The organism is Streptomyces sp. NPDC002867, assembly GCF_053591895.1.
In genome coordinates this window covers 15,747-30,587 of record NZ_JBSFUR010000042.1, presented here as the reverse complement: position 1 = coordinate 30,587, position 14,841 = coordinate 15,747, and the positions used below count along the sequence as shown (strand labels likewise).

The following is a 14,841-nucleotide window of genomic DNA, read 5'->3' as shown; positions in this document are numbered from 1 at the left end:
GCAGTGGTGACCAGCTGCGATTCAGACAGGTTGAGGTAGTGCTGGGGGACGACGCGGAGTTGACCGCCGCGGTGCTCGCGGCTCAGGACGGGGACGAAGGCGCCTTCCGGACTGTGTACCGCACGGTGCACCCGCGGCTGATCGGCTATGTGCGCACGCTCGTCGGTGAGACGGACGCCGAGGACGTCGCGTCCGAGGCGTGGCTGCAGATCGCACGCGATCTCGACCGCTTCACCGGCGACGCCGACCGGTTCCGGGGCTGGGCCGCCCGTATCGCCCGCAACCGCGCGCTGGACCACATACGGATGCGCGGCCGGCGGCCTGCCGTCGGCGGCGACGAGACCGAGCTGACGGGCAAGCCCGCCGACTCCGACACCGTCGCCGAGGCGATGGAGTCGATCACCACCAACAGCACCATGGCGCTGATCGCCCAGCTGCCGCAGGACCAGGCCGAGGCCGTCGTCCTCAGGGTCGTCGTCGGGCTCGACGCGAAGAGCGCCGCGCAGGCGCTCGGCAAGCGCCCCGGTGCCGTGCGCACCGCTGCGCACCGCGGTCTCAAGCGGCTCGCCGAACTGCTGCACGAGGGCGGTCACTTCGGCGACGTCGGGGCGAAACCGCAGGTGGCCGACGGTGGCCCGGTCGGTTCGGCGGAGGAAGGGTCCCCTCCGGATCTCGACGGAGTGCCCCCGCAGCGCGGCCGCCGGCGTGGCGCGACCGCGCCGGCCGGTGTGACGCATTCCCGCTCGCGGACGCAGAAGGACATGTGATGGCCGACGAGCGGTACGAGTGGCTTGACAGGGACGCGGCGGAGCGGCTGCTGCGCGGCGAGTCTGTCGAGACCCACGACGAACACGCCCGTATGCAGGCCGCACGGCTCTTCGAGGTCCTGGACGGCGCCGCCGATCCCGGATATCGCCACGACGACGGCGAGCTGCCCGGCGAGGCGGCCGCCATGGCCGCGTTCCGCAAGGCCAGGGCCGATGCGGCGGCACCCGCGGGTGACTTCCTCGGCACGGTACGGGTGACCCGACCCGCCGTGCCGGTCTCCGGGCTGCGCTTCGGCCGCCCCGTGCGCTTCGGGCTCGCCGCGGCGGTGGCCGCCGTCGCGCTCGGCGGGGTGGCGGTCGCGGCCGGTACGGGCGTCCTGCCGACTCCCTTCGGCGGCGACGAGCACCCGCTGCCCGCCTCCTCCGTCTCGGCCGCCGAGACGCCCGGCCCCCTGACGTCCGAGACGCCGGGCGCCACCGGCGGCGTGTCCTCGCCCCCCGGCGTCACCACGCCTCCGGCGCCGCCGTCGCTCGGCGGCGAGTCCACCGGCCCGTCCTCCGGCGCCGAAGGCACCGGCTCCGGCGGTCCCGGCGACGGCGGCCAGGCGACGGCGGGAGGTCTGGGCAGCGACGCGGAGCTGCGCCGCGACTCCGTCGAGGCGTGCAAGGACTACCGCAACGGCACCCTCGCCGCGGAGCGCAAGGAGCGCCTGGAGGAGCTGGCGAAGGGCGCGGACGGCGTGAAGCGGTTCTGCGACCGCCTGCTCGGCCCCGAGAAGGCCGGCGACGGAAAGGGCGACGGCACGGGCGAGGGTACGGGCGGCGGCGGCAAGGACGACGGCTCCGGTGACGGGGACGGCAAGGGCGAAGACGACCGTGACGCGGGCGGCGAGGACTCCGGCGGCTCCGGCTCCCAGGAGGCCGAGCCCGTCGAGGTTCCGCCCGTCTCCTGGACGCTCGTCCCGCAGGAACCGTCGGCGACCGCGTCCCCGACCGCTTCCGCGCCCGGGGACACCCCGGCGAGCTTGACCGGAAGCCTCCTCTGAACTGCGCTTTTTCGCCCGCGCGGAGGCGGTGTGACGTTTTTCCGGCCGGTGGCGCAGTAAGAAGTGAGCCGACTGGTCATCGGCCGCGCGAAGAGCCGGGGTTCCCCCCGTACCCACGGCTCAGCGCACATGGCGCGGGCGGGACACGTTCCCCCGGTCCCGCCCGCGCCCTCTCTTCCCCGGTCTTCTCCGGCTTCTCCGGCCCGGATCTCCACGCCCAGAGCCCTCGCTCGTGCGAGGCGGCTCACCAGTAGATGACGACCTTGTCGCCCGTGCGCACCTGGGCGAACAGCGCCGCGATCCTCCCCTTGTCCCGGACGTTGACGCAGCCGTGCGAGGCGCCGTTGTAGCCGCGGGCCGCGAAGTCGGACGAGTAGTGGACCGCCTGGCCGCCGCTGAAGAACATCGCGTACGGCATGGGCGTGTGGTAGATCGTCGAGACGTGGTGCCGGGACTTCCAGCCCACGTTGAACGCACCCTCACGGGTCGGCGTGTACTGCGAGCCGAAGCGGACGTCCATCGTCGACAGGACCTTGCCGTCGATCATCCAGGACAGCGTCCGGGTGGTCTTGCTGATGCACATCACGCGGCCGGTCATGCACCGCGGGTCCAGCTTCGCCTTCGGCTTCTCGACCTCCTTGCCGTCCAGCTCGTCGCGGGTCGGCTTCGTCGTCATGCCGAGCAGCTTCTGCCAGGTGACCTCGTCCGTGCTGCCGGTGGCCGGCAGGCCGCGCTTGCCCTGGAAGCCCTTGACCGCCGTGGTGGTGACCGGTCCGTACGTCCCGGTGGGCTTGTCGTCGAACCAGCCGATCTGCGCGAGCCTGGCCTGCAGTTCGCGCACCTGCTCGCCCTTGGCGCCCGCAGCCATGAGGATCTTCGGCGCGGGAGCAGAGGTGCTGGGCGACGCCGAGGGCGTCTTCGACGGCTCGGGCGCCCGCGACGCCGACGGCGCGGCCGTCGTGGGCGACGCACTCGGCGTGGCGGTGGCCTGCGGCTTCGTGGTCGCCGCCTGAGCCGTGCAGCCGGCCGTCACCGCGGCCACGGCCAGCGCGGCCGCCGCCGCCAGCGCTCTGACCGCAACGTCTTTCCTACGCATGATCGCCCCCCTGAGCATGATCGCCCCCTTTTGTTCTTGTCCCTGGTGAGACAGATTCACCTCCCGCCCGGTTGCGCGATCTCGCGCATCATGGGGGTAACAGTTGGGGGACGAGGACGACACAGCGGCTGTGAGGAAGGTCCCAGCGCGGGGCCCTCCACCCGTCGCACGCCGCACCGCTACAGTCCGTCGCGAGGGTCGTTACCAGCCAGTAGCCACGAAAAGCCGGGCAGTTCCGGAAGTTCTAGCGGGAGGCACAGTCACATGGCGCGCGAGTCCGAGTCGGGACTGCCCATCGAGCCGGTCTACGGGCCGGCGGACCTGGCGGGCTGGGACCCGGCGGAGAAGCTGGGCGAGCCCGGTGCGTACCCCTTCACACGCGGCGTCTACCCGACGATGTACACCGGCCGGCCCTGGACGATGCGCCAGTACGCGGGCTTCGGCACGGCCGTCGAGTCCAACGCCCGCTACAAGGAGCTCATCGCCCACGGCACGATGGGCCTGTCCGTCGCCTTCGACCTGCCGACCCAGATGGGCCACGACTCCGACGCCCCCATCGCGCACGGCGAGGTCGGCAAGGTCGGCGTCGCGATCGACTCGATCGACGACATGCGGGTGCTGTTCGGCGGGATCCCGCTGGACAAGGTCTCCACGTCGATGACGATCAACGCCCCCGCAGCGCTGCTCCTCCTGCTCTACCAACTGGTGGGCGAGGAGCAGGGCGTTCCCGCGGACAAGCTGACCGGCACGATCCAGAACGACGTGCTCAAGGAGTACATCGCCCGCGGCACGTACATCTTCCCGCCGAAGCCCTCGCTGCGGCTGATCGCCGACATCTTCAAGTACTGCAAGGCCGAGATCCCGAAGTGGAACACCATCTCGATCTCCGGCTACCACATGGCGGAGGCCGGTGCCTCGCCCGCGCAGGAGATCGCGTTCACCCTCGCCGACGGCATCGAGTACGTCCGTACCGCCGTCGCCGCGGGCATGGACGTCGACGACTTCGCGCCCCGACTGTCCTTCTTCTTCGTCGCGCGGACGACGATCCTCGAGGAGGTCGCCAAGTTCCGTGCCGCCCGCCGTATCTGGGCCCGGGTGATGAAGGAGGAGTTCGGCGCGAAGAACCCGAAGTCGCTGATGCTGCGCTTCCACACGCAGACGGCCGGGGTGCAGCTCACCGCCCAGCAGCCGGAGGTGAACCTGGTCCGCGTCGCGGTGCAGGGCCTCGCGGCGGTCCTGGGCGGTACGCAGTCGCTGCACACCAACTCCTTCGACGAGGCCATCGCCCTGCCGACCGACAAGAGCGCCCGCCTCGCGCTGCGCACGCAGCAGGTCCTCGCGTACGAGACGGACGTGACGGCCACCGTCGACCCGTTCGCCGGCTCGTACGTGGTCGAGAAGATGACGGACGACGTCGAAGCGGCGGCCGTGGCCCTCATGCAGCGCGTCGAGGACCTGGGCGGCGCGGTCAACGCCATCGAACGCGGCTTCCAGAAGAACGAGATCGAGCGCAGCGCCTACCGCATCGCGCAGGAGACCGACTCGGGCGAGCGGGTCGTCGTCGGCGTCAACCGCTTCACGCTCGACGCCGAGGAGCCCTACGAGCCGCTCCGCGTCGACCCGGCGATCGAGGCCCAGCAGGCCGAGCGGCTCGCGCGGCTGCGCGCCGAGCGCGACCAGCGTGCCGTGGACGAGGCCCTCGCCGCGCTGAAGAAGGCCGCCGAGGGCACGGACAACGTGCTCTACCCGATGAAGGAAGCGCTCAGGGCGCGCGCCACGGTCGGCGAGGTCTGCAACGCGCTGCGGGAGGTGTGGGGCACGTACGTCCCCACCGACGCGTTCTGATATTCCGGTATTCCGGCATACGAAACCCCGATGCGGAGTGTCGCACCCCGTGCGACACTCCGCCTCATGCTGGGTGTCACCAATCTGCCGACCTATCTCGCCGGGCTCGTCCTCATCATCCTGCTGCCGGGGCCGAACTCGCTGTACGTACTGTCCGTCGCCGCCCGCAAGGGGACCCGGACCGGATACAAGGCCGCGGCCGGCGTCTTCACCGGCGACACGGTCCTGATGACGCTCGCCGCGCTCGGCGCGGCCTCGCTGCTCCAGACGACTCCGCTGCTGTTCATGATCGTGAAGTACGCGGGCGCCGGCTATCTGAGCTGGATGGCGATCGGCATGCTGCGGGCGGCATGGGCGATGTGGCGTGCGCGCGGGGAGTCGTTCGGCGACGAGACGGCGGAGACGGCGGCGGACTCCGGGGAGAACCCGTACCGCCGCGCGCTGATCATCAGCTTGTTCAACCCGAAGGCGATCCTCTTCCTGATCTCCTTCTTCGTGCAGTTCGTCGACCCGTCGTACGCGTACCCGGCCGTGTCCTTCCTGGTCCTCGGCACGCTGCTGCAGCTGAGCAGCTTCCTGTACCTGACGACCCTGATCTTCGGCGGCACGCGGCTCGCCGCCGCCTTCCGCCGCCGCAGGCGCCTCTCGGCCGGTGCGACGTCGGCGGCGGGCGCGCTGTTCCTCGGCTTCGCGGTGAAGCTCTCGCTCAGCAGCGCGTGACGCGGGCCCGGCAGGTGGCCGGGCCGCTGCGCGGGGCGTCTTCCCCACCCCGCCCTCCCCCCACGGCCTGGCGGCCGTGGGAGGTACCCCATCCCGTAGCCGGGGGCTCCGCCCCCGGGCCCCCGCGCCTCAAACGCCGGCGGCGCGCCCCCGACCCGCGCCACAGCGCACCGTCAGGTCAGCGCGCGCTTCAGCCGCCGCGCCCGCCGCACCACGCGGCGTACCGCCGCATGGCGCGGAACCGGGAGGCCGCCCGGCAGGCCCAGCACCGTCAGGCGGCGGCGCTTGAAGTAGCGCACCGTCGACGCGTCGAGCGCCGTGCTCAGGAAGCGTTCCGCCGCCGGCCGCAGATCCGCGCGGATCTGCGGCTGCATCGCGAAGCCCACCGCGCTCAGCAGACCCGTGAGCCGTTCGTCCGCCTCCGCCGGTGCCCCAGCCGCGCCCTCCGCGAGGTCCGGGACCAGCGCGTCGACCACCGTCAGCGGCACGCGGTTGCTGTTCTGGTACGGCGTGAGCCGGTCCAGCAGCGGCTCCGTGCCCAGCCGGGCGACGGGGATGCCGTAGAACGTGGCCGCCGTGAACAGCGCCGTCGAGAAGCAGCCGACGACCAGGCTCGGCCGCAGCTGCCGGTAGAGCACCTCGGCGAGCAGCGGCCGGTCCACGACCGTGAGGCCGACGCCCAGCGACTCCGCCTCGCGCTCCAGCGTCCGGGTCCAGGAGGCCGGGGCCGTCGGGTGCGGTTTGAACACCACGTTCCGGTGGCCCAGTTCGACCGCGGACCTGAGCATGCGCAGGTGCTGCGCCTCCTCCTCCGCGGGCGTGATGATGCCGAGTGCCGCGAGGTACTGGCCCAGCAGAAGCGCCGGCCCCTCGCCGACACCGGGTACGGCTTCCGGCAGGACGTCCGACAGTTCCGCGACGATCTTGACGAACGCCTCGGTCGGAACGAGCTGCGGCTCGGCCCCGAACTCGGCGAGCAGCATGGGCCGCAGGCCCGGCACCAGGTCCAGGTGGAACAGCCGCCGTACCCGTTCGCCGACCAGCGGGTCGATCTTGTTGCGGGTGGGGCCGTAGCTCATCAGCCCGTCCGCGTACACGTCGAGCGCCGCGTCCGGGAAGAGCTGGGCGATCGCCAGCGCGGGCGCGACCTGGATCGACTCGACGGCCAGCTCGATGCGGTCGTCGCCGAGGTCCCACAGCTGCCGCAGGTACCTCTCCCACAGCGGGATGTCGTCCTGGCGCGGCGACCAGCCGCCCGGGTGGAAGGGGGAGATGGCCTCGTTCCACGACAGCACCCCGTCGAAGCGGCCGCGCAGCCGCTCGAAGCCGGGCATCTCGTCCAGGGACGGCGTGGTCTCGGGCGTGGTCGCGTTGTTGGCGACGAGCAGGAGCCGCCGGTCCGCGGCGGCGAAGCAGCCGCTGTCGATCGCGGCGGCCACGGTCGCCGCTCCGTACAGGGAGGACGCGTAGAAGATCTGGGTGGTGGGCATCAGGCCGCCGCCTCCACGGTGAGCGGGGCGGGGCGGCGGCGCACCCGGCGGAGCCGGGAGGCGCGCTCGATGTCCATCGAGTCGAGCGCATCGTTGAGAACGTCCTGCGGCATACGCTTCAGGGCGGCGGCACTCATGGTGCGCAATTTCCGTGCCACGGCGGGCTCGAACCTTTCGATCGATCCCAAGTGGTGGGAAATGACGGCACAGTATGTACGGACGGCCTTCGGAAGAAGGCGGTCGGCCTCCGGGTCATTCGCCGTTTCCTCGAGCACCTGGTCGAATGCCTTGATGAAATCGAGCTGCCGGATGTCGCCGATCTGCGTCAGTGAGGAAGCGACTCCGCGCCGGTAGAAGATTCCGAGCCGGCTGATCGTCGCGAAGGTTTCCGCCTCGCGGTGCAGCCGCCAGATCCAGGGCCGGTCCTCCGCGGTGCGCAGCCCGTGCGTGAAGTGCAGCAGCCCCTGGTCGACGAGCCTGCGGTGGTACATCCCGGCCCACGCGTAGGGGTAGTCGACACCGGTGGAGCGGTCGGCGGGCAGGATCCAGTCGCGCGGCCGCAGCACCTCGCCGCGCCGGCCGACGGGCGCCCGGTGCACCTTGCGCTCGCGTCCCGTGCACTGGACGTGGTCCGTGCGGACGAAGTCGACGCCGAGGCTCTCGTGGGCGGCGAGCAGCGCCTCGAAGTGCCCGGGCGCCAGCCAGTCGTCGCCGTCGAGGAAGGTGATGTACTCGCCGCGCGCGGCGTCCAGACCGGTGTTGCGGGCGGTGGCCAGCCCGCCGTTCTGCTCATGTCTGAGCAGGACAGCGCCCGGAACCGAGCGCTCCGCCCGCTCCAGGATCTCCGGAGTGCCGTCCGTCGAGCAGTCGTCGACGAGAAGGAACTCGAAGTCCTCGCGGGCGTTCGCCTGCAGGCTTTTCAGTGTGTCCGGGGCGTATGTCTGCACGTTGTAGAACGGCACGATGACGGAGAGCTTAACCACCTGCGCGACGCTAGGTCGCCACACGGCATTCGTATCGACTGCCGGAGGGATGGAAGGTGAACGCAGAGCGTCGACTTTGTTAACCCGCCCGTTTCCGAGGTCATCGCCCCGTTCGTAGGTGCTCTGTTAACCCGTTGTTGCAGTCGAGTTGGGCCGTGAAACGAAATGCCTTCCTAGCGTCCTCGACGTGCCAACACGTACCAGCGAGGCCGTACGGGTAGCCGTACTCGCCGACTCCGACACCCGGTGGAAATGGGGTGCGCTCACCGCGCGCCGTATCGCCCCGAGCACCTCCGTGGAGCTGAGCGGATTCCTGCTGCGCGGCCGGGCCACCCCGACACCCCGCCAGCTCGCCGAAGTGGGCGTGCGCGCCGACGCGATGCGCGAGGTGACGGGGAAAGAGTTCCTGCGGGCGGTCGAGGACGGCTCGTACGACGTCGTCGTCCTCGCGCTCGTCGGCGGCGGCGTGCAGGCCATGCTGCACGGCCTCGCCGCGCTGGGCCTCCCGCGCCGGCCCGTCGTCGTCACCGGCTACGTGGGCGTCGTCTACGAGAAGCTCGCCGACGGGCTGCTGCTGCGCCACGGCGCCGATGTCGTCCTCGCCAACTCCCGCCACGACGCGGACCGTTTCCGTGCCGTGTACGAGGGGGTGGGCGCCGACGCCTCGGCCGTCACCGAGGCCGCGCTGCCCTTCCTCGGCGGCGCCCCGTACCGGCCGGAGGAGGGCCGCGACACCGTCGTCTTCGCCGCCCAGCCCTCCGTGCCGGACAGCCGCGCCGACCGTGCGTACCTGCTGCGCCGCCTCGTCGAGCACGCCCGGCTGCACCCGCGGCGCGAGGTCCTGCTCAAGCTCCGGTCCAAGCCGGGCGAGCACACCACGCACCTGGAGGAGCTGCCGTACCAGAAGCTGGCGGACCGGCTGCCGGGCGGACTGCCGTCCAACTTCCGCCTGGTCTACGGGAACATGGGCGAGGTCCTGGACCGCACGGACCTGCTGGTCACCGTCTCCTCGACCGCCGCCCTCGAGTCCCTGCACCGCCGCATCCCCACCGCGATCCTCAGCGACCTCGGGGTGCGCGAGGTGCTCGGCAACCACCACTTCCTCGGCTCGGGCCTGCTGACGTCCTGGGACCGGCTCGACGGCGGCCACCGTCCCGTGCCCGACGCCGAGTGGCTGGCCCGTCAGGGCGTGGCCGCTGGGGGTCCCCCCACGCCGTCCGGCGCAGGGGGAGGCTCCTACGAGAGCGCCTTCGACGAGGCCCGGGCGCGGGTCGCGAAGCTGCTGCTCGGCGACGGGCCCGGGCCGATCGCGCCGTACTACACGCCGAGTACAGCGCCGGGCTACCTGCCGAACATCCTCGCCCGCCACCACCTGGCCCCCGACGGTGTCCCGCTGCCCGGAGCGGCCCCGAAGGCGGAGGTCACGGGCTTGCGCCGGGTGGTGCGCGACGCGGTCCGCGAAGTGGCGCGCGGCGCCTACCGCCACGGCGTCCAGCGCGTGGCCCCGGTCATCCGCCGGATGGGCGAACTGTGACCCGCGCACCCGGCCGTCCGACGGCCTGCCCCGCGCCCGCGGCGCCCGCCCCGCTCGCCCACGCGGCGGCGTCCCGCACGAGGCCCCCTCGGGGGCCGAACCGCACTCGTACTGCTCAGGAGCCCCGATGACCGTTCTCGCCGTGATCCCCGCCCGGGGCGGATCCAAGGGCGTCCCGGCCAAGAACCTGGCGCCCGTCGCCGGTGTGCCGCTCGTCGCCCGCGCCGTGCGCGCCTGCCTCGACGCGCCGCTGGTCACCCACGTCGCCGTCTCCACCGATGACGCCGACATCGCCGCGGCCGCGCGCAGCGCGGGCGCCGAGGTCGTGCCGCGGCCCGCCGCCATCGCCGGCGACACCGCCACCAGCGAGTCCGCCGTCCTGCACGCCATGGACGCGCACGAGGCCGTGCACGGCGACCGCGTCGACGTGGTGCTGCTCGTCCAGTGCACCAGCCCGTTCATCGCCCGCGAGGACGTCGAGGGCGTCGCCCGCGCGGTCGTCGAGGAGGGCGCGGACAGCGCGGTGACCGTCGCCCCCTTCCACGGCTTCGTGTGGCGCGAGAGCGAGCCCGCCGACGCTGCGGACCCCGCGGTGGCGCAGGCGGTCGGCTCCACGGCCGTCCTCGCCGGCACCGCAACGGCCACCGGCTCCGGCTACGGCGTCAACCACGACGCGTCCTTCCGGCCCCGCCGCCAGGACCGTCCGCAGGACTTCCTGGAGACCGGCGCCGCGTACGCGATGAACGCCGCCGGCTTCCGCGAGGCCGGCCACCGGTTCTTCGGCCGCACCGCACTCGTGCGCACCGACCCCGCCCGCGTCCTCGAGGTCGACGACCCGCACGACCTGGCCCGCGCCCGGGCGCTCGCGCCGCTGCTGGACAGCGCCGCGCTGCCCGCCCGCGAGGACGTCGACGCGGTCGTCCTGGACTTCGACGGCACCCAGACCGACGACCGGGTCCTCATCGACGCGGACGGCCGCGAGATCGTCGCCGTCCACCGCGGCGACGGCCTCGGCGTCGCCCACCTGCGCAAGGCCGGACTGGAGCTGCTGATCCTGTCCACCGAGCAGAACCCGGTCGTCGCCGCACGCGCCCGCAAGCTCCAGGTCCCCGTCCTGCACGGCATCGACCGCAAGGACCTCGCCCTCAAGCAGTGGTGCGAGGAGAAGGGGATCGCGCCCGAGCGCGTCCTGTACGTCGGCAACGACGTCAACGACCTCCCGTGCTTCCACCTCGTCGGCTGGCCCGTGGCCGTCGCGAGCGCGCACGACTCCGTACGGGCCGCCGCGCGTGCCGTCACTGCCACGTCCGGCGGAGAGGGCGCGATCCGCGAGATCGCCGCCTGGCTCCTCGGCCCGCACCTCCACACCCCTGAAACCACCCCCCTTTCCCCCGAGAAGTAAGGAAATACCCCCCATGAGCACCACCCGTCTGCGCACCCTCGGCAGCAAGACCGCCGGCCCGGGCCGGCCCGTCTACGTCACCGGCGAGATCGGCATCAACCACAACGGCGACCTGGAGAACGCGTTCAAGCTGATCGACGTGGCCGCCGACGCGGGCTGCGACGCGGTCAAGTTCCAGAAGCGCACGCCGGAGATCTGCACGCCGCGCGACCAGTGGGACATCGAGCGCGACACCCCCTGGGGCCGTATGACGTACATCGACTACCGCCACCGCGTCGAGTTCGGCGAGGACGAGTACCGCGCGATCGACGAGCACTGCAAGAAGCGCGGCATCGACTGGTTCGCCTCCCCGTGGGACACCGAGGCCGTCGCCTTCCTGGAGAAGTTCGACGTGCCGGCGCACAAGGTCGCCTCCGCCTCCCTCACGGACGACGAGCTGCTGCGCGCCCTGCGCGCCACGGGCCGCACGATCATCCTGTCGACCGGCATGTCCACGCCGAAGCAGATCCGCCACGCGGTCGAGGTCCTGGGCAGCGAGAACATCCTGCTCTGCCACGCCACCTCGACGTACCCGGCGAAGGCCGAGGAGCTCAACCTGCGCGTCATCAACACGCTCCAGGCCGAGTACCCGAACGTCCCGATCGGCTACTCCGGCCACGAGACCGGTCTGCAGACCACCCTCGCGGCCGTCGCCCTGGGCGCCGCCTTCATCGAGCGCCACATCACCCTCGACCGCGCCATGTGGGGCTCCGACCAGGCCGCCTCCGTGGAGCCGCAGGGCCTGACCCGCCTCGTCCGCGACATCCGCGTCGTGGAGGAGTCGCTCGGCGACGGCGTCAAGAAGGTCTACGAGAGCGAGCTCGGCCCCATGAAGAAGCTGCGGCGCGTGGCCGGCGTCGTGGCCGAGGCGGACGACCGTGAGCCTGCCGCGGTCTGACGGCCCCTGCCGCCACGGCGGTGCCGCTCCCGCCGCGCCGGGCCACTCGCGTCCGGCGCGGGGAGCGCGGGGTGCCCGCACGCACGCAGTGCCCTGCGCGGCGCGCACGCCCGCCGTTGCGCGCGCCTCGCAGGCGCGCGCGGCCGCACAGGCCGGCCATGCGTGCCCGTACGCACGCGCCCCGCACGTCCGCGCGGGCGCACAGGCCCCGCAGCGATGCGCGACCGCGCAGGCCAGGCGGGTGCGCGCGGCCGCACAAGCCGGCCATGCGTGCCCGTACGCACAAGCCCCCCAGCGGCGCATGCCCGCACCAGCCGGGCCACGCACGCACCGCGTGCACCCCGCGGCCGGGTCCGGCGCGCGCGGGCGTATCCATCCAGGCCCCCGGCCCCGCCGGGCGCGCCGATCCGGCATCACGAGGTGAAGCCAGTGAATCTCGCGTTCGTCGAGAGCCCGGTCCAGCTCCTGAACGTCCTGGAGTGGGCCCACGCCGGTTCCGGTGCCGCCCCCACCGGTGATCCCGCAGCCGACCTCACCGTGGTCGTCCTGTCGCCCGTCGACCCCATGTCGCGGGGCCAGCTGCGCCGCATGGCGGAGCTGGCGCGCGGCGAGGGGTTCACCGTCCGCTGGCAGGAGGCGCGCGGCGGGGCCGGCGCTCCGCTGAGGACCATCCGCGAGCTCGGCCCGATTCTGCGCCGGGCCGAGCGGATCGTGATCGGGGACCCGTTCTCCCGCTACGTCCAGCTCCTGCTGACGCTCGTCGGCGGCAAGAATCTCACCGTGGTCGACGACGGCACGGCGACCATGGAGTTCGTCGCGCAGGTCGCCCGCGGGGAGCAGCTGGTGCGCTGGCACCGCCGCGGCGGGCGCCGCGGCCCGCGCGAGCTGGTGCTCGCACCGGTGACCTTCATGGCCCGGCGCAGGCTGAGCCCCTCCCGGTCCCGCAAGGTCGAGGTCTTCACCTCGATGCCCGTGGAGTCGGCGCCGGGGATCACCGTCACGGCGAACGACTTCGCCTGGACGCGGCAGCGCTTCGGGCCGCCGACCCTCACGCGGGGCGCCGACATGGTCGGGACCTCGTTGGTGGAGACGGGCGTGGTCGACCTGGAGCAGTACCTGGACGCGGTCGCGACGCTGGCCCGCGCCCACGGCGCCACCCGTTACTTCGCCCACCGCAGGGAGAGCGCCGACAAGCTGCACCGGCTCGCCGCCGAGACCGGCCTGGAAGTCGTCCGCCCCGACCTGCCGCTGGAGCTGATCGCCCGCAGGGGCCCGATAGGCTCAACGGTGCTGAGTTTTCCTTCGACGGTCGTACACACCCTCCCGCTGGCCCTCGCGGGCACGGGGATCAAAGTGGCGGTCTGCGACATCGCGCCGGAGTGGCTCAGAGCGAGCGCGTCGCCGCGTGCCCAGGGGTTCCTGGCTGTCGTCACGGGCACGGCCCGGGACGTGTACCGGCTGCCGGCACCCGCTTGAAGGGGGGCGACCGGCGTCCGGCAGCAGAGCCGACCTGACAAAAAGAGCGAGTGAGCTTACCCACAACGGCAAACAGCTATGCACCTCAGGCCAGGTTTCCTTCGCCTATGAGGCTGATCTTTTGTTGATCGCACGGCAGTTGAGGGCTTGAGGGGCATACCCTTCACTGGGTGAACCAGTTGATGTCCCGCGAGTCCGAAGAAGCCGAGACGCCCGGCGCAGACGCAGCGCCCCGCACGGGCGCGCTGCCGGGCGACGCCGCACTGCCCGGCAGGCTGACCGAGCCGTTGCGTACGGAGCTCGTCGCCTTCCGGCGCGACCTCCACATGCACCCCGAGCTCGGGAACCAGGAGTTCCGCACCACCGCGGCGATCAAGGACCGCCTCGAGCAGGCCGGCCTGAAGCCGCGGGTCCTCTCCATGGGCACCGGCCTCGTCTGCGACATCGGCACGGACTCCGCTCCCGGACGGCCCCTCTTCGCGATCCGCGCCGACATCGACGCCCTTCCCATCCCGGACACCAAGAGCGGGGTCCCCTACCGCTCCACCGTGCCCGACCGCGCCCACGCCTGCGGGCACGACGTGCACACCACCACGGTCCTCGGGGCCGGACTGGTGCTCGCCGAGCTCGACCGGCAGGGTCTGCTGACGCAGCCTGTGCGGCTGCTCTTCCAGCCCGCCGAGGAGGTCCTGCCCGGCGGCGCGGCCGACGCGATCGAATGCGGCGTCCTCGACGGCGTCGGCAAGATCATCGCGGTTCACTGCGACCCCCGGGTCGACGCGGGTTCCATCGGGCTGCGGTCCGGACCGATCACCTCGGCCTGCGACCGGATCGAGGTCGCCCTCGACGGGCCCGGCGGCCACACCGCCCGGCCGCATCTGACGACGGACATGGTCACCGCGGCCGCGAAGCTCGCCATCGAGGTCCCGGCGCTGCTCTCACGTCGCGTCGACTCGCGCTCCGGCCTGGCCCTCACCTGGGGCCGCATCACGGCCGGTCACGCGCCCAACGTCATCCCGCAGCACGCCGAGCTCTCCGGCACCGTGCGCTGCCTGGACCTCGCGGGCTGGCGCGCCGCGCCCGACGTGGTGCACGCCGCGATCGACGAGGTCGCCACGCTGCACCGGGCCAAGTCGCAGATCGACTACATCCGCGGAGTGCCGCCCGTCGTCAACGACCCGGCCGTCACCGAACTGCTGCGCGACGCGCACGCCGCGCGCCGCGGATCGTATGCGATCGAGGACACCGAGCAGAGCCTCGGCGGCGAGGACTTCTCCTGGTACCTGGAGCACGTGCCGGGCGCCATGGCCCGCCTCGGTGTGCGGACCCCCGGCGACACCACGCGACGCGACCTGCACCGCGGGGACTTCGACGTCGACGAGGAGGCCATCACGGCCGGCGTCGAGCTGTTCACCGCCGCGGCGCTGCTGGAAGGTCTCGGGGCCCGCTGAGGCGCCCGCCCGGTCCGGACCCGTACGGATGTCCGATCCGGTGCCCGTCGACGACACGCCGGGGCGCGGAGCGACGCGCCCGCCCCGGCACGGG

12 protein-coding genes are annotated in these 14,841 nt (G+C 72.5%); 9 read left to right on the top strand and 3 right to left on the bottom strand.

Annotated elements, in window-relative coordinates; genetic code table 11:
- Window positions 1-38 precede the first annotated feature (38 nt).
- Window positions 39-767: an RNA polymerase sigma factor gene (locus ACWD0A_RS28115; protein WP_451302550.1), complete on the top strand. Its 729-nt coding sequence runs from the start codon at window positions 39-41 to the stop codon at window positions 765-767.
- Window positions 767-1,813, top strand: a complete 1,047-nt coding sequence (locus tag ACWD0A_RS28110; RefSeq protein WP_451302548.1) for a hypothetical protein — start codon at window positions 767-769, stop codon at window positions 1,811-1,813. The genes ACWD0A_RS28115 and ACWD0A_RS28110 overlap by 1 nt, the downstream gene beginning before the upstream one ends.
- A 244-nt stretch (window positions 1,814-2,057) precedes the next feature.
- Here ACWD0A_RS28110 and ACWD0A_RS28105 read toward each other — a convergent pair whose 3' ends face one another.
- Window positions 2,058-2,909 (bottom strand): L,D-transpeptidase family protein, encoded by an 852-nt coding sequence (locus tag ACWD0A_RS28105; protein WP_451302546.1) that lies wholly within the window; start codon window positions 2,907-2,909, stop codon window positions 2,058-2,060.
- A 264-nt stretch (window positions 2,910-3,173) separates the two neighbouring features.
- Between ACWD0A_RS28105 and ACWD0A_RS28100 the strand changes: the two genes are divergently transcribed.
- Both ACWD0A_RS28100 and leuE read left to right on the top strand, forming a co-directional pair.
- Window positions 3,174-4,754 (top strand): acyl-CoA mutase large subunit family protein, encoded by a 1,581-nt coding sequence (locus tag ACWD0A_RS28100; RefSeq protein ID WP_451302544.1) that lies wholly within the window; start codon window positions 3,174-3,176, stop codon window positions 4,752-4,754.
- A gap of 66 nt (window positions 4,755-4,820) precedes the next feature.
- Complete coding sequence (gene leuE, locus ACWD0A_RS28095; protein ID WP_451302542.1) at window positions 4,821-5,474, top strand: leucine efflux protein LeuE; 654 nt, start codon at window positions 4,821-4,823, stop codon at window positions 5,472-5,474.
- 173 nt (window positions 5,475-5,647) lie between these two features.
- On the opposite strand, the gene ACWD0A_RS28090 is transcribed toward leuE, so the two are convergent.
- Entirely contained in the window at window positions 5,648-6,964 is a 1,317-nt protein-coding gene (locus ACWD0A_RS28090; RefSeq protein WP_451302540.1) for an alpha-2,8-polysialyltransferase family protein, read from the bottom strand.
- The gene (locus tag ACWD0A_RS28085) at window positions 6,964-7,947 is read right to left on the bottom strand and encodes a glycosyltransferase family 2 protein (RefSeq protein ID WP_451302538.1); all 984 of its coding nucleotides are present in this window, start codon (window positions 7,945-7,947) and stop codon (window positions 6,964-6,966) included. The genes ACWD0A_RS28090 and ACWD0A_RS28085 overlap by 1 nt, the downstream gene beginning before the upstream one ends.
- A 187-nt stretch (window positions 7,948-8,134) precedes the next feature.
- Here ACWD0A_RS28085 and ACWD0A_RS28080 point away from each other — a divergent pair, with 187 nt between their 5' ends.
- The 5 genes from ACWD0A_RS28080 (at window position 8,135) to ACWD0A_RS28060 (ending at window position 14,747) form a co-directional block, all read left to right on the top strand.
- A complete protein-coding gene (locus ACWD0A_RS28080) occupies window positions 8,135-9,481 on the top strand; it encodes a DUF6716 putative glycosyltransferase (protein ID WP_451302536.1) in 1,347 nt (448 codons plus the stop codon).
- A gap of 127 nt (window positions 9,482-9,608) precedes the next feature.
- The gene (locus ACWD0A_RS28075) at window positions 9,609-10,883 is read left to right on the top strand and encodes a cytidylyltransferase domain-containing protein (RefSeq protein WP_451302534.1); all 1,275 of its coding nucleotides are present in this window, start codon (window positions 9,609-9,611) and stop codon (window positions 10,881-10,883) included.
- Window positions 10,884-10,896: 13 nt separating this feature from the next.
- The gene (locus ACWD0A_RS28070) at window positions 10,897-11,820 is read left to right on the top strand and encodes an N-acetylneuraminate synthase family protein (RefSeq protein ID WP_307713824.1); all 924 of its coding nucleotides are present in this window, start codon (window positions 10,897-10,899) and stop codon (window positions 11,818-11,820) included.
- A 429-nt stretch (window positions 11,821-12,249) separates the two neighbouring features.
- Entirely contained in the window at window positions 12,250-13,296 is a 1,047-nt protein-coding gene (locus tag ACWD0A_RS28065; protein ID WP_451302532.1) for a hypothetical protein, read from the top strand.
- Window positions 13,297-13,478: 182 nt separating this feature from the next.
- A complete protein-coding gene (locus ACWD0A_RS28060; RefSeq protein ID WP_451302585.1) occupies window positions 13,479-14,747 on the top strand; it encodes an amidohydrolase in 1,269 nt (422 codons plus the stop codon).
- The last annotated feature ends 94 nt before the right edge of the window (window positions 14,748-14,841 follow it).

Coding starts and splice junctions, on each gene's coding strand:
- ACWD0A_RS28105 (WP_451302546.1), bottom strand. CDS start 2,909: ATGCGTAGGAAAGACGTTGCGGTCAGAGCGCTGGCGGCGGCGGCCGCG.
- ACWD0A_RS28100 (WP_451302544.1), top strand. CDS start 3,174: ATGGCGCGCGAGTCCGAGTCGGGACTGCCCATCGAGCCGGTCTACGGG.
- ACWD0A_RS28090 (WP_451302540.1), bottom strand. CDS start 6,964: ATGCCCACCACCCAGATCTTCTACGCGTCCTCCCTGTACGGAGCGGCG.
- ACWD0A_RS28070 (WP_307713824.1), top strand. CDS start 10,897: ATGAGCACCACCCGTCTGCGCACCCTCGGCAGCAAGACCGCCGGCCCG.
- ACWD0A_RS28060 (WP_451302585.1), top strand. CDS start 13,479: ATGTCCCGCGAGTCCGAAGAAGCCGAGACGCCCGGCGCAGACGCAGCG.
- ACWD0A_RS28110 (WP_451302548.1), top strand. CDS start 767: ATGGCCGACGAGCGGTACGAGTGGCTTGACAGGGACGCGGCGGAGCGG.
- leuE (WP_451302542.1), top strand. CDS start 4,821: ATGCTGGGTGTCACCAATCTGCCGACCTATCTCGCCGGGCTCGTCCTC.
- ACWD0A_RS28075 (WP_451302534.1), top strand. CDS start 9,609: ATGACCGTTCTCGCCGTGATCCCCGCCCGGGGCGGATCCAAGGGCGTC.